The organism is Rhizobium sp. Leaf453 (genome assembly GCF_001425605.1).
Taxonomy (GTDB): domain Bacteria; phylum Pseudomonadota; class Alphaproteobacteria; order Rhizobiales; family Rhizobiaceae; genus Pararhizobium.
Genome location: NZ_LMRG01000030.1, coordinates 1 through 13585, shown reverse-complemented (window position 1 = coordinate 13585; position 13585 = coordinate 1). Strand labels below are relative to the sequence as shown.

Here is a 13585-nt window from a genome sequence, read left to right as displayed (position 1 = left end):
GATGTGACGAACCGCCGGTGGGTGATCAATACACCAGCCGGTACTGCTGCACATCGGGCCGGTTGAACCGTGTCCATCGCACGAAGGAGCTTTCCCATGGCCAACGGTCTCTTCTCTGGTTCCAGCGCAAGAAAGCGCGTCCTCGAGACCCCGCTCGAAGATCAGGTCAGCGAATTGCGCGACGAGATCGCTTCGCTGGCGAAGGTCCTGTCGCAGATTGGTGCCGATACGGCCAAGGACGCCAGAGCCAGAGCTTCCGGTGCATCCAAGGAAGTCCGCTCGCGTGCCCATGATGTTCGCGACACTGCCGAAGCAGGCTTGCACGACCTGATCGCAAACGGCGAGCAGTTGTTTGCGGAACTTCGCGGCCGTTATGCCAGCACGGAAAAACAGGTGCGCCATACCGTGCGCCAGCACCCTGTCGCTACCCTCGGCGCGGCAGCCGCACTCGGGCTTCTTGTCGCGGCGCTTATTCGCAGTTAGTTTCGTCGAGACCGGCATCATCCATACCGGTAAACGGTCGGCAAAACAGTCTTGCCGGCCGGTTCTGTACAAGCGCCCTCGTCTGGAGAAAATGATGAACCCTTTGGTCGCCATGCTTTCGGGTCTTTTGGTGACGGATGTCAGCCGCAAGGTGTCGCGCTACAAGCGTAACGGCGCCATGTGGATTGCAGCTTCTCTCTTCATCGCCACGGCCTATGTCTTTGCCTTGGTGGCAGGTTCGATCTATCTCAGCAACCTCTATACGCCCTTGATTGCCGCGATCACCCTTGGGATGATTTCCCTCGTTATCGGCTTGGTCATCATCGGCATCATGTATACACTGAACGCCAGGGACCGGCGCATCGCCGAGGAAAAGCGCCGCCAATCTCAGACGCAGACAACCCTTGCTGTTGCAGCAGCCCTTACGCTTTTTCGCAAGCAACCGCTTCTGGCCGCCGCCATCGCCGTTGGCGTGGGCGCCACGTTGGGCCTCATGCGCAAGCCCTCTGACAACGACCCTTCCTGACGATAGGCACTTGTCAGAGGGGTAGGCGGACGATGGCCGTCAAACCGGCCGGCAGGTATTCGACCTTGACGGAACTTCCCATGACCTTGTCGAGACTGCGCTCGATCAGGATCGAACCGAAACCGCGCCGTCCAGGCTCCTCGACCGGCGGGCCACCGACCTCCGTCCAGGTCATATGCAGAACGCGACCACCATCCTCCTCAAGCCCGCGCGCTGTCAGAACGACCTTGCCGCGCGGGACGGATAGCGAGCCGTATTTGGCGGCATTGGTCGCCAGTTCGTGCAGAACGAGCCCGAGGCCAACGGCCTGATCCGGACCCAGCAAAATCTCATCCTTGTGGATCTCGATCTGCTTTTCATAATCTCGCACATGCGGCGCCAACTGCTTGGCAAGCAGCGCCGAGAGGCGGATCGCGCCCCATTCATGGTCGGACAGAAGGCCGTGCGCTTCGGAAATCGCCTGCAGGCGTCCGGCAAAGGCGGTCATGAACTGCTGCGGATCGCTGGTCTGTCGCAATGTCTGGCGCGCAAGAGACTGCAGCATTGCCAGTGTGTTCTTCACCCGGTGATTGAGCTCACGCAGCAGAAGTCGGGTGCGCTGGGTCGAGCTATGCTCTTCCGTCACATCGATATTGATGCCGAGGAACAGGGTCGGCTTGCCGGATGAATCCCGCTCATGCACACGCCCGCGCCCCAGCAGCCAGCGTCCGCTGGACGCCACCCGGAAGGTTCCGTCATATTCCTCGTCCGCAGCCATTGCGGCACGCAGCTTGGCGAGCGTCCCGGCACGATCCTCCTGATGAATGGCTGCGAAAATGTCCTTCGCCTGGATATTTCGGCTGTCGGACATTCCGAACATCCGCGCCATGGATCGATTGCACGAAACATTGCCGGACCGGATATCCCATAGCCAACTGCCGACATTCGCGGCATCGAGTGCCATGGCATGGCGCTGCTCCTCACGCGAAAGAGCCGCTTCCTTCAGGGCGCGTTGACGGGCGTCATGCTTCAGCTTGAACAGGGAGGATGCAACGCGTGACAGGCGCTGCAATTGCGCCACGAGGTCCGGCGCCACCTCCCGGCGCGGCTCAACGTCGAAAACGCAGAGGGTTCCGATCGGCTGATCATCGACGATCAGCGGCACGCCGGCGTAAAAGCGCAGGAAGGGGGCACCTGCGACGCGCGGTTGGCTAGAAAAGCGCGGGTCGGCCCGGGCGTCGGCAACGAGCAGAGCCTCGCCCTCGGCAATCGTATGGGCGCAAAATGAATCGGCTGACGGAGCATGCGTTTCGTCCATTCCCACCGCCGCCTTGAACCACTGGTCGCGCTCGTCAAGCAGGGTCACCAAGGCGACCGGCACCTCGAAGAGACCGGCTGCAACAGCGGCAAGATCCTGGAAATCCGAGTCCGGCTCCGCCATGTCCGGAATGACCGAACGCAACACGTCAAGCCGCGAGGTCGAAGCCAGAACGGTCTCCACCTTCGCGCGCTCGTCAGGATTGTTTTCGGTCATCAATATCTACACCCAGCCCCAGGGCGCCGTCGAAGTTCAAATTCGCCGGTCAGTCCGGCGAAATGTCGTCATCGTTCTCGCACGATTATCCCCGGCGAAGCAATCATGTCGCCTTCATGACATTGACAGCGCTATCACATGCGGAATGTCAGGAAACGAAAGCGCGCGATGTCATCGGCGCGGATGTCGCGTCGGGACCATATTCATTTTCACCGCTGACCTGCAGGATATCCTGCAATCTCTGGCGCGCGCGGTTGACACGGCTCTTGATCGTTCCAAGCGCGCAACCACAAATCTCGGCTGCTTCTTCATAGGAAAAACCGGATGCGCCGACGAGAATGATGGCCTCCCGTTGATCCGGTGGCAGGGTATCGAGCGCCCGCTTGAAATCTTGGAGATCCAGCGAACCGTACTGCGCCGGATGCTGGGCCAGCGACTCCGTGAAATAGCCGTCGCTGTCCTGAACCTCACGGCCGCGCTTGCGCATCTGACTGTAAAGTTCGTTGCGCAGGATGGTGAAGAGCCAAGCCTTCATGTTCGTGCCCATCTCGAAATGGTCCTGCTTGGCCCACGCTTTCATGATGGTATCCTGCACCAGATCGTCAGCACGGTCGTGCCGCCCGATCAGCGACATGGCGAAGGCTCGAAGGCTCGGGAGCGCCGCGAGCATTTCGCGCTTGAAGCTCGGCTCCTCAGACGTCTTTGCACCACTCATTCTGCAAGATCCGCAACAGATTGAACGGACTGGCGCTCAACGGCATCCAGTTTTTCAAGCAGATCGAGAAATCGATCCGGAATGGCCTCTTCCTGTACGGAGAGATAGAGTGCGCGCAGCTTTGTGGCGATCTGCGCGTTTGGATTATCGGACCGGCCTGATCTTTCAGCGCCCTGCCCCGCCCCAATTTTGTAGGTCATAAACACACTATACCTTCAGATGTTCGTCTGAGCGGATAATGCACCGCGAAAAAATTTGTTCCACCGCGCGGAACCTTTTTTTTATGGCTGCGTTTCAAACCTGTCATGGCCATACCCGGGCCAGATTGAGGGAGTATATATATGTCACTTTCCACCCGGATCGCTCCGTTTCTGCCCTATCTGCGCCGCTACTCGCGCGCATTGACCGGATCGCAGACATCGGGCGACGCGTATGTCGCAGCCGTTCTGGAAGCACTGATCGCAGACGTCACCATTTTCCCCGAAGCCAGCAATGACAGGGTTGCCCTGTTCCAGCTGTATACAAAATTGTTCGGCTCCTCCTCCGTGCTCATTCCCGAGCCGGTTTCGCCGTTCGCGTGGGAAAAACGGGCGTCGATCAATCTCGCATCGGTCTCACCGCTCGCCCGCCAAGCCTTCCTTCTCGTCTCCGTCGAAGGGTTCCGCACCAGCGAAGCCGCCGAAGTTCTCGGCACCACCGAATCTGGCATGAACCAGCTGCTGGAGCGTGCATCCGAAGAAATCTCGCGTCAGGTCGCAACCGACATCATGATCATCGAGGATGAGCCGCTGATCGCGATCGATATCGAACAGATGGTCGAAAGCCTCGGCCACAATGTCACCGGTATTGCCCGCACCCGCGACGAGGCGGTCGCCCTGTTCAAATCGACACAACCGAGCATGGTACTGGCGGATATCCAGCTTGCCGACGGCAGCTCGGGCATCGACGCCGTCAACGACATCCTGAAGAACACGGCCATTCCGGTCATCTTCATCACCGCATTTCCGGAGCGCTTGCTGACCGGCGAGCGGCCGGAACCGACCTTCCTAGTCACGAAGCCATTCAATCCGGACATGGTGAAGGCATTGATCAGCCAAGCGCTGTTCTTCAACGAATCCACCAAGGCAGCCGCCTGAAATCCAACCACCCGGCACATGGATGGTCATATCATCAATCAGCCGCCCGGGGCACATGATGGCCCCGGCGCAGCATTCTCCACTCGAACCGGCCCCGTTCGAGTCGCACCCAAAGGTTTGGTCTCCTTGCGAAACGAGACGCAATCCAACGACAGAATGAAAGGCGTGTCGCGTGGGCAATGCAGGCAGTCCAGCCTCTTCCGGGACCGATGTTGCTGTCAGCATGGGTCTGATGGAACTGGTGCTGAAAAAATCGGGTTCCGGTTATCTTTATCAGTCCGACGATCTCACCGCCTCGCTTTACGGAAACCTGCCCGAAGCCCTGCAACGCCTATCGGAAAGGCCGCAAGCCTTCGAAGAAGTTTTCGGAACCGATGAAAGCGCGCGGCTGCATCTCCTGAAAAAGGAAGTCACATCCAGCGGGACCGGCGCATCCACCGAAATCGAAGTGTCCAGTACGTCCGGCATCCTCACCTATCGCATCGATATCGAGCGCATCGAGGATGGCGATATGGCCGGAATCCTGCTTGTCATGACCGATATTTCCGAAACGCAGCATCGCGAGCGCATCCTCAAGACCCTGCTGCGTGAACTCAGCCATCGCTCGAAAAACCTGCTTGCCATCATCCAGGGCATCGCCACCCAGACCGCACGCCAGGCGCTGTCTCTCGATACATTCCTCGCCAAGTTTCGAGGACGGATCCAGTCGCTCGCCTATTCCCAGGACCTCGTCACCGATTCCAGCTGGCGCGGTGCCTATCTCTTTGCGCTCACCGAACGGCAGCTGAGCGCCTACTGGCCGGACTCCGAAAACCGGATCTCCGTGGGCGGTATCGATGCGCACCTGTCCCCCAACGCGGCCCTGCATATCGGCCTTGCCCTGCACGAACTCATCGTCAATTCCGCCTCGCACGGTGCGATTTCCGCGGGCGTGAACTCGCTGTCCATCGATTGCGTTGAGACATTCCGCGATGGTGAAAAGGCGATCGAGCTTGCCTGGATCGAGCATCTGCCGCCGACATTGACGGTCTGCGAAACCGACGAACAGACGTTCGCGCGCACCGTACTGGAAAGAGTCGTGCCGATCGCCGTCGGTGGAAAGGCGATCTATCTCACATCGCCAGACCGGATCGAATATCGCCTGACGGTCCCATTGCGAGAATACGAGATCATTACACGCGTCGCAGAATAGCCGGCCGCACGACGCCACCCTTCCGGCCGGCACATTTCACAATCATCCTGGAAAAAAGACAGCCAGTGCCTGGGGGAGGCACTGGCTGATATCGACAACTCACCGAGGGGGCGTGTGAGCTGGAATGCCGGATCAGTGTTGGGGCGTTCGCATTGGGGGCGATGCGAACCAGTGTCCGGACATCCAAGAAACGGACGGGCGAAAAAAAGGTTCCAGTCCCATCATGTATTTTTTTAAAAAAATTTCCGGCGGCCTAAACCCGGGCAGTCAGAGCGCCTCGATCTCGGCCCTGTGCCTGTAAAGGCTGAGGAATTTGCGATAATCCCGGTCATAGGTTTCCCGCATGCCTGCATCCGGATGCCGCTCATGACCACCCGGCGACATGGCGGGACCAGCGATCCGCAGATCCGGATAGAGCCCGCCGGCCACCGAGGCGACCATGGCGGTCCCGAGCAGAACCGCATCATTGGTTTCCGGCACCACCACCGTGCAGCCGGTGACATCCGAATAAAGCTCCATCAGCAGCGGATTGCGCACGTGACCGCCGGTGATGTGCAGCGTGTCGAGATCGTAGCCCGCCTCTTTCATCATTTCGAGAATGTGGCGGATGCCGAGCGCAATGGCGACGCAGGTGCGCCAATAGAGCCGGCAGAGCGCATCGAACGAACTGTCGAGTGTCAGGCCGCTGATGACACCCAGCGCGTGCGGATCGGCCAGCGGCGAGCGGTTGCCGTGAAAATCCGGCAGGACATGCAGGCGGGAAGCGAATTCGCTGCCATAGGCAGCCCGCAATTCCTGGATCCTCAGCACGATGCGCGCATGAATTTCCGCATCCGGCTCACCGCCGGCGCTGTGGCTACGCACCACATGATCAAGCAGCGCGCCGGTGGCCGACTGCCCGCCCTCGATCAGCCAGCTCTGCTGAAACGCCGCCTCGAAATATGGACCCCACATGCCGAAGCCGGGTTTCATGTCCTTGGAAAAAGCGACGATGCAGCTGGACGTTCCGGCAATCAGCGCCAGCTGCCGCTCCAACCGTTCGGGTTCACCGGCAAAGCCGCCGAGCACGCCGATCGCGCCGGCATAGGCATCGATCAGCCCGGTCGCCACCTGGCAGCCTTCGTGCAGGCCAAGTTCGGCCGCCGCCATCGCCGTCAGATGCCCGGCCGATTGTCCGACGGGCATTGTCTCGTCGGGCAGACCACCGCGCTCGCGCAGGTCCTCCAGCCCGATCGCCTCGAGGAATGCCGCCTGCCAGCCGTTCTCGTGCGACAGATAGTTCCATTTCGATGTCAGCGTGCAGCGCGAGCGCGCCGGATTGCCAGTCGCCCGCCAGGACATAAAGTCGGCGAGATCGAAGAAATATCCGGCCTTTTCCCATTGCTGCGGCAGGTTCTGCTTCAACCACATCAGCTTCGGCATTTCCATTTCCGGCGACATGACGCGGCCCGAATGGTTGAGCACGGGATGGCCGGTCGCAGTGCAGAAATCAGCCTGTTTCAGGGCGCGGTGATCGAGCCAGACGATCGTATCCCAACGAGGATCGCCCTTGCGATTGACGGACAGGGGCGCACCATTTTTGTCGCGAACCACCAGCGAACAGGTGGCATCGAAGCCGATGGCGGCAACGGCCTCGGCGGGAACACCGGCCTTGGCACGCGCTGTCTTGACGGCGATGCAGACGGCCGCCCAGATGTTTTCTGAATCATGCTCGGCGTGATTTTCCTCGGGCCGGTTCATCAGGATCGGATAGTCCGCCCGGGCCAGTTGCTTGCCATGCCTGTCGAAAATTCCAGCGCGGGCGCTGCCGGTTCCGACATCGACGGCAACGATCAGATCGCGCATTAACTAGCGTTCCCGTCCCTTTGTTCTTTCCGGACAAAATGGATCAATTCCCGCATGTCGTCAAACAGGACATCGGGTTCCAGTTGCCGCAAAGTGGCGAGATGCCGTTCGGATTTGGCATGGGACGCACCGGCAAAGGCAAAGACGCGCATGCCGGCCGCTTGTGCGGCCTCGATCCCGGCAGGACTGTCCTCGATGACGATGCAGTTTTCCGGCGCAGTGTGCATCTGGGCCGCCGCATGCAGAAAAAGATCTGGTGCCGGCTTTCCGTTCGCCACCATGGAGGCGCTGAAAAGATGCGGCTCCAGCTTGTCGATCAGGCCGGTAATGGTCAGCGACAGCCGGATTCGTTCCATCTGGCTCGAGGACGCCACGCAGCGCGCAATGTCCAGTTCGTCCAGAGCCTGGGAAATTCCGGCGATCGGCTGCAGTTCGCGACGGAACCGCTGGTAGAGATCGAGCCTCATCTCTTCCAGAAAGTGATCATCGACCGCCAGCCCGTATTCCTCGTGCAGGATATCCGACATGGTCTTCAGGCTCTTGCCGAGAAAGCGCTCCGTTGCCTCCTCGGCATCCATATCGACGCCGGCATTACGCAGAACTCGGACGAGCACATCGAGCGACAATGGCTCGCTATCGACCAGAACACCGTCACAGTCGAAGATCACCAGCTTGGGTGGATGAACGCTCATGACGATCAGACCGCCCCTTGCATCGCAGAGCGGCCACATGCTGTGGCCGCGACAGTGCGCAAGGGGCTGGGCGTCATGATGTCATTCTCCAAGTTTTCCGGCAAGATAGAGCTCGAGGGTGGCCCGCGTGCCCTTGTCCCAGAGCGTCTTCAGTGCGTGTGCAAACCGCTTCTGGAACAGTGAGGATTGCGCAACATCACCGAATATGTCGGAAAGCGCAAGGAATGCCTGTGGATCATCCTTGGCTTTCACCGCGGCCGCGTGCAAACGATCGGCACTGGCATCGTTGAAGGTGATCGCCTTGCCGCTGTCGGTCGTGCCCGCGAGGTAACGGCACCAGAGCGCCGAGACCAGCGAGAGGCCGATGACGTCCTCTCCGCGGCGCAGTCGGTCGGCCGTCGTCGGCAGGATGAATTTCGGCTGGCGGTTGGAGCCGTCCTGCGCCAGGCGCGGAATGGTGTCGCCGATCTTTGGGTTGAACAGCCGCGATTCCACCTTTTTGAAGTAAGCCGTGAGATCGGTGTTGGGCACCGGCGGAATGACCGGGATGATTTCGTCCCGCTCCAGCTTGTCGAGGAAGGCGCAAACCGTCTTGTCCTCCATCGCCTCATGGACAAAGTGGATGTCGAGCAGGGCTGCGGGATATGCAATCGCTGCGTGACCGCCGTTGAGGATGCGGATTTTCATGTGCTCGTAGGGCGCGACATCCGGCACGAACTGGACGCCGACCGTTTCCAGCGCTGGGCGTCCGGCCGGGAAATGATCCTCCAGCACCCATTGCTTGAATTCTTCGCAGAAGACCGGCCAGTTGTCGTCGATGCCATAATCCGAGGCGGCAATGCCGACTTCGCGCGGGCCGGTGGCCGGCGTGATGCGGTCCACCATGCCGTTCGGGAAAGCGACATTGGCGTCGATCCAGTCGGCGAGTGCCGGATCGGACAGGCGGGCGAGCCCGGAGATGGCGGCGTGGGTGACTTCGCCATTGCCCGGGATGTTGTCGCAGGACATGACGGTAAAGGGCACAAGACCCTTGTCCTTGCGCGCCTTGAGGCCGGCGATGATCAGGCCGAACACCGTCTTCGGATCGCTCGGGTTCTGGCTGTCGGCGACGATGGCCGGATGCTTGGGATCGAAGACGCCGGAAGCGGGATTGATGAAGTAACCACCTTCTGTGATTGTCAAAGAGACGATCCGGATCGCCGGATCGGCCAGTTGCGCGACCGTTGCGGCCGCATTGCCAGGTCGCAGATAATCGATCATCGGCGCGGTGACGCGCGCGGCACTCTTGTTGTTGTCCTGCTCGACGACGGTTGTCAAAAAATCCTGTTCGGCGAGCTTCGCCTGCATCGTTTCGTCGGACGGCAGAACCCCTGCCCCGACGATCGCCCAGTCGAGATCCTTGCCGGTGTTGAAGAGGTCATCGAGATAGATCGCCTGATGGGCGCGATGGAAATTGCCGACACCGAAATGGACGATGCCGGCAGACAACGCCGAACGGTCATAAGCCGGGATCGCGGCCGTCGCCTTGATGGCCGGGAGATTGGCGAGCGAAAGTTTGGTCGTCATGTTCATTCCTTTCGACGAGCGTGATCAGCTCATCCAGTTGCCGCCGTCGACATTGTAGGTCTGCGAAACGACATAATTGCTTTCGGCCGAGGCAAGGAAGACCGCCATGCCGGTCAGGTCCTCGGCCGTGCCCATGCGGCCGAACGGCACTTCCGCGCCGACCAGCCTCTTCTTTTCGCCGCGCGGGCGGTTTTCATATTTGGCAAACAGCGCATCGACGCCGTCCCAATGTTCGCCATCGACGACGCCGGGCGCGATCGCATTGACGTTGATGCCATGCTTGATCAGGTCCAGCCCGGCCGATTGGGTCAGGCTGATGACCGCCGCCTTGGTGGCGCAATAAACGGCGACAAGAGCTTCCCCACGACGCCCCGCCTGGCTTGCCATGTTGATGATCTTGCCGCCGCGTCCCTGGGCGATCATCTGCCGTGCAGCGGACTGCAAGGTAAAGAGCGTCCCGGAGACATTGATGGTAAAAAGTCTGTCGAAGCTTTCCCGCGTGATCTCGACGATCGGCGCGAGATCGAACAGGGCTGCATTGTTGACGAGGATGTCCAGGCCGCCGGCCTTTTCGACGACAGCTGCGATCGCCGCATCGATGGAGGCCTGGTTCGTCACGTCCATTTCAACGGCATAGGCTGAAGCGCCGAGTTCCGATGCGGTTGTTTTGGCTCGCTCCAGATTGATGTCGGCGATGGCAACGGTCGCCCCCTCGCGGATATAGGCTTCCGCGAAGGCCCGTCCGATACCGCGCGCCGATCCGGTGATCAGTGCGCTTTTCCCGTCCAGCCTCATGATCTGATTGCCTTGCCTGCTTGATCGAACCTGTGGACTCTTCCTTCGTCTGGGGTGAGGAAGACGGTGTCACCGTGGTTGACGGGGAAGTCGCCGCCGACGCGGGCTGTGACAAGGCCGATGCCGTCGACATGGATGTGGAGGAAGGTGTCGGAGCCGAGATGTTCGGCGACGCCGACGACACCCTTCCAGGGGCCTGTTGTGGTCGACAGTTTCAGGTGTTCCGGGCGGATGCCGATCGTATGGGCATTGTAGGGCTCAGCAAAGGCGCCGGTGGCGAAGTTCATGCGCGGCGAGCCGATGAAGCCGGCGACGAAGATATTGTCGGGCCGGTGGTAGAGATCGAGCGGCGAGCCGACCTGTTAGATGTGGTAGAGATCGAGCGGCGAGCCGACCTGTTAGATCCGCTCGATCGCCGCCGCCTTCATCGCCTCGGGCATCGATCCGACGAAGCACATCAATCAACACTGCCTGGCAAATAACCATCCAGGAAATTTTGAGAATGGTTGTGATTCGCTCGCCAACCGCAAAGGCGCCGGTGGCGAAGTTCATGCGCGGCGAGCCGATGAAGCCGGCGACGAAGATATTGTCGGGCCGGTGGTAGAGATCGAGCGGCGAGCCGACCTGTTCGATATTGCCGGCATTGAGCACGACGATCTTGTCGGCCATGGTCATGGCTTCGACCTGGTCATGGGTGACGTAGATCATCGTCGTCTTCAGCTGGTGATGCAGCTCGGAGATTTCGAGCCGCATCGTGCCGCGCAGCGCCGCATCGAGGTTGGAGAGCGGCTCGTCGAACAGGAAGGCCGAGGGTTCGCGCACGATGGCCCGGCCGATCGCCACACGCTGGCGCTGGCCGCCGGAGAGCTGGCCCGGCCGCCGGTCGAGATAGTTGGTGAGGTTCAGCACGCGGGCGGCTTCCGTCACCTTCTTGTCGATCGCGCCCTGGTCGAGCTTGGCCATCTTCAGGGGGAAGGCGATGTTGTTGCGCACGGTCATGTGCGGATAGAGCGCATAGGACTGGAACACCATGGCAAGACCGCGCTTGGCGGGTGCCGCCCCGGTGACATCGCGGCCGTCGATCTCGATCGTGCCGGATGTGGTGTCCTCGAGGCCTGCGATCAGGCGCAGCAATGTCGACTTGCCGCAGCCCGAGGGGCCGACGAAGACGACGAACTCGCCCTCGTTGATCGTCAGGTCGATGCCCGGAATGACCTGCGTCGCGCCAAAGCTCTTGTTGACCTTCTTCAGTTGGATATTGCCCATGCGTGCCTCCCAAAGTCTTTTCTGCGACGTCCCGGCTTCGGGGATGTCCCTGTGTCGTTATTGTCTTTCGTCGTCGTTTGCGTCGCGTCTGTTGCGGCGGCTCTTACTTCACCGCGCCAAACGTCAGGCCGCGCACCAGCTGTTTCTGTGAGAACCAGCCCATGATCAGGATCGGTGCGATCGCCAGCGTCGAGGCCGCCGAAAGCTTGGCCCAGAACAGGCCTTGCGGTGACGAGAACGAGGCGATGAAGGCGGTCAGCGGGGCTGCATTGGTCGTCGTCAGCCGGATCGTCCAGAAGGCTTCGTTCCAGGCGAGGATGATGTTGAGCAGCATGGTGGACGCAATGCCCGGAACCGCCATCGGGGTGAGCACATAGACGATCTCGCCCCAGAGCGATGCGCCATCCATGCGGGCGGCCTCGAGGATCTCGCCGGGGATTTCCCGAAAGTAGGTGTAGAGCATCCAGATGACGATCGGCAGGTTGATCATCGTCAGCATGACGAGCAGGCCGATGCGGGTATCGAGCAGGCCGAAGTCGCGGAACATCAGGTAGAACGGCACCAGCACGGCAACGGCCGGCATCATCTTGGTCGAGAGCATCCACATCAGGATGTCCTTGGTCTTAGTTGTCGGCGCAAAGGCCATCGACCAGGCGGACGGGACCGCGATCAACAGCGCCAGCAGCGTCGAGCCGACCGACAGCACCACCGAGTTCAGGAAGAACTTGAAGTAGTTGCTCTGCGCCTGCACGGCGCCATAGCTCTCGATCGTGCCCGACGGGATCAGGTTGAAGCCCTGGATGGCTTCGGTCTCCGACTTGAACGAGGTGATGATCGTGTAGAGGATCGGGAAGAAGATCACCAGCGCGACAATCCAGGCGGCGACGGTGAAGAATGCGGTTCTGCGGGTCGAAACGGCTCTGGCCATGGTTTCCTGCCTTCTTCTTACTTGTCGAGGTTCTTGCCGACGGCGCGCATCAGGAAGAAGGCGACGATATTGGCGAGGATGACGGCGATGATGCCGCCTGCGGATGCGCCGCCGACGTCATAGCCGAGCAGTGCCGTGCGGTAGATCAGGAACGGCAGGTTGGTCGATGCATAACCCGGGCCGCCATTGGTGGTGACGAGGATCTCGGCATAGACGCCAAGCAGGAAGATCGTCTGGATCAGGATGACGACGGTGATCGAGCGGGCGAGATGCGGCAGCGTCAGGTAGATGAAGCGCGACACGAAGCCGGCGCCGTCCATCTCGGCCGCTTCCTTCTGCTCGCCGTCGAGCGACTGAAGCGCGGTGAGCAGGATGAGCGTCGCGAACGGCAGCCACTGCCAGGCGACGATGACGATGATCGAGAACAACGGATACTGGCCGAACCAGTCGACCGGCTGGACCCCGAAGAAGCGGGCAATATCGGCAAAGACGCCATATTGCGGATGCATGATCATGTTCTTCCACACGAGTGCTGCCACCGGCGGCATGACGAAGAAGGGCGAAATCACCAGGATGCGCACCAGCCCCTGCCCCCAGACCGGCTGGTCGAGCATCAAGGCGATGCCGATGCCGCCGATCACGGTGATCGCAAGCACGCCGACGACGATCACCAGCGTGTTCCAGATCGACTGGAAGAAGGCGGGATCCGAATAGAAGAACTGATAGTTGAAAAGCCCGGCAAAGCTGACATTGCCCGGATTGAGCAGGTTGTAGTTCTGGAACGAGAACCACAACGTCATCGCCAAAGGCACGATCATCCAGATCAACAGCAACCCAACCGACGGCGCCATCATCAATCGCGCCAGACCACGAGTGTTCGTTGTCGCCATGAATCGCGCCAGACCACGAGTGTTCGTTGTCGCCATGA

14 protein-coding genes and 1 pseudogene are annotated in these 13585 nt (G+C 60.5%); 4 read left to right on the top strand and 11 right to left on the bottom strand.

Going from position 1 to position 13585, the window contains the following annotated elements; translation table 11 throughout:
- The first annotated feature begins 96 nt into the window (after positions 1–96).
- Both ASG68_RS27850 and ASG68_RS27845 read left to right on the top strand, forming a co-directional pair.
- Positions 97–483 carry a DUF883 family protein gene (locus tag ASG68_RS27850; RefSeq protein WP_062576702.1) on the top strand — a complete coding sequence of 129 codons (387 nt, stop codon included), beginning with the start codon at positions 97–99 and terminating at the stop codon, positions 481–483.
- A 94-nt stretch (positions 484–577) separates the two neighbouring features.
- Complete coding sequence (locus tag ASG68_RS27845) at positions 578–1009, top strand: hypothetical protein (protein WP_062576700.1); 432 nt, start codon at positions 578–580, stop codon at positions 1007–1009.
- Between the two features lie 13 nt (positions 1010–1022).
- Here ASG68_RS27845 and ASG68_RS27840 read toward each other — a convergent pair whose 3' ends face one another.
- The 3 genes from ASG68_RS27840 to ASG68_RS27830 all read right to left on the bottom strand — a co-directional run bounded on the left by ASG68_RS27840 (position 1023) and on the right by ASG68_RS27830 (position 3437).
- Entirely contained in the window at positions 1023–2522 is a 1500-nt protein-coding gene (locus ASG68_RS27840) for a sensor histidine kinase (RefSeq protein ID WP_062576698.1), read from the bottom strand.
- A 148-nt stretch (positions 2523–2670) separates the two neighbouring features.
- Positions 2671–3237, bottom strand: coding sequence for an RNA polymerase sigma factor (locus ASG68_RS27835; RefSeq protein ID WP_062576696.1), 567 nt, complete (start codon positions 3235–3237; stop codon positions 2671–2673).
- Positions 3234–3437, bottom strand: a complete 204-nt coding sequence (locus ASG68_RS27830; RefSeq protein ID WP_062576694.1) for a NepR family anti-sigma factor — start codon at positions 3435–3437, stop codon at positions 3234–3236. The genes ASG68_RS27835 and ASG68_RS27830 overlap by 4 nt, the downstream gene beginning before the upstream one ends.
- A 141-nt stretch (positions 3438–3578) precedes the next feature.
- Here ASG68_RS27830 and ASG68_RS27825 point away from each other — a divergent pair, with 141 nt between their 5' ends.
- Both ASG68_RS27825 and ASG68_RS27820 read left to right on the top strand, forming a co-directional pair.
- Positions 3579–4373 carry a response regulator gene (locus tag ASG68_RS27825; RefSeq protein ID WP_062576693.1) on the top strand — a complete coding sequence of 265 codons (795 nt, stop codon included), beginning with the start codon at positions 3579–3581 and terminating at the stop codon, positions 4371–4373.
- 172 nt (positions 4374–4545) lie between these two features.
- Complete coding sequence (locus ASG68_RS27820; RefSeq protein WP_244484353.1) at positions 4546–5565, top strand: sensor histidine kinase; 1020 nt, start codon at positions 4546–4548, stop codon at positions 5563–5565.
- Positions 5566–5832: 267 nt separating this feature from the next.
- Here ASG68_RS27820 and ASG68_RS27815 read toward each other — a convergent pair whose 3' ends face one another.
- The 8 genes and pseudogenes from ASG68_RS27815 to ASG68_RS27780 form a co-directional block, all read right to left on the bottom strand.
- The gene (locus ASG68_RS27815) at positions 5833–7410 is read right to left on the bottom strand and encodes an FGGY-family carbohydrate kinase (RefSeq protein ID WP_062576691.1); all 1578 of its coding nucleotides are present in this window, start codon (positions 7408–7410) and stop codon (positions 5833–5835) included.
- Positions 7410–8102, bottom strand: a complete 693-nt coding sequence (locus ASG68_RS27810; RefSeq protein WP_062577074.1) for an HAD family hydrolase — start codon at positions 8100–8102, stop codon at positions 7410–7412. The genes ASG68_RS27815 and ASG68_RS27810 overlap by 1 nt, the downstream gene beginning before the upstream one ends.
- A gap of 81 nt (positions 8103–8183) precedes the next feature.
- A complete protein-coding gene (locus tag ASG68_RS27805; protein WP_062577071.1) occupies positions 8184–9668 on the bottom strand; it encodes a mannitol dehydrogenase family protein in 1485 nt (494 codons plus the stop codon).
- Positions 9669–9692: 24 nt separating this feature from the next.
- Positions 9693–10466 (bottom strand): L-iditol 2-dehydrogenase, encoded by a 774-nt coding sequence (locus ASG68_RS27800; protein ID WP_062576689.1) that lies wholly within the window; start codon positions 10464–10466, stop codon positions 9693–9695.
- Positions 10460–10825: pseudogene (locus ASG68_RS27795) on the bottom strand (TOBE domain-containing protein); the annotation flags it as partial. The pseudogene ASG68_RS27795 and the gene ASG68_RS27800, both read right to left, overlap by 7 nt.
- Complete coding sequence (locus tag ASG68_RS27790; protein ID WP_274534238.1) at positions 10722–11729, bottom strand: ABC transporter ATP-binding protein; 1008 nt, start codon at positions 11727–11729, stop codon at positions 10722–10724. The gene ASG68_RS27790 and the pseudogene ASG68_RS27795, both read right to left, overlap by 104 nt.
- 103 nt (positions 11730–11832) lie before the next feature.
- Positions 11833–12657, bottom strand: coding sequence for a carbohydrate ABC transporter permease (locus ASG68_RS27785; protein WP_062584967.1), 825 nt, complete (start codon positions 12655–12657; stop codon positions 11833–11835).
- 17 nt (positions 12658–12674) lie between these two features.
- Positions 12675–13547 carry a carbohydrate ABC transporter permease gene (locus tag ASG68_RS27780; protein ID WP_062584969.1) on the bottom strand — a complete coding sequence of 291 codons (873 nt, stop codon included), beginning with the start codon at positions 13545–13547 and terminating at the stop codon, positions 12675–12677.
- Positions 13548–13585: the final 38 nt, after the last annotated feature.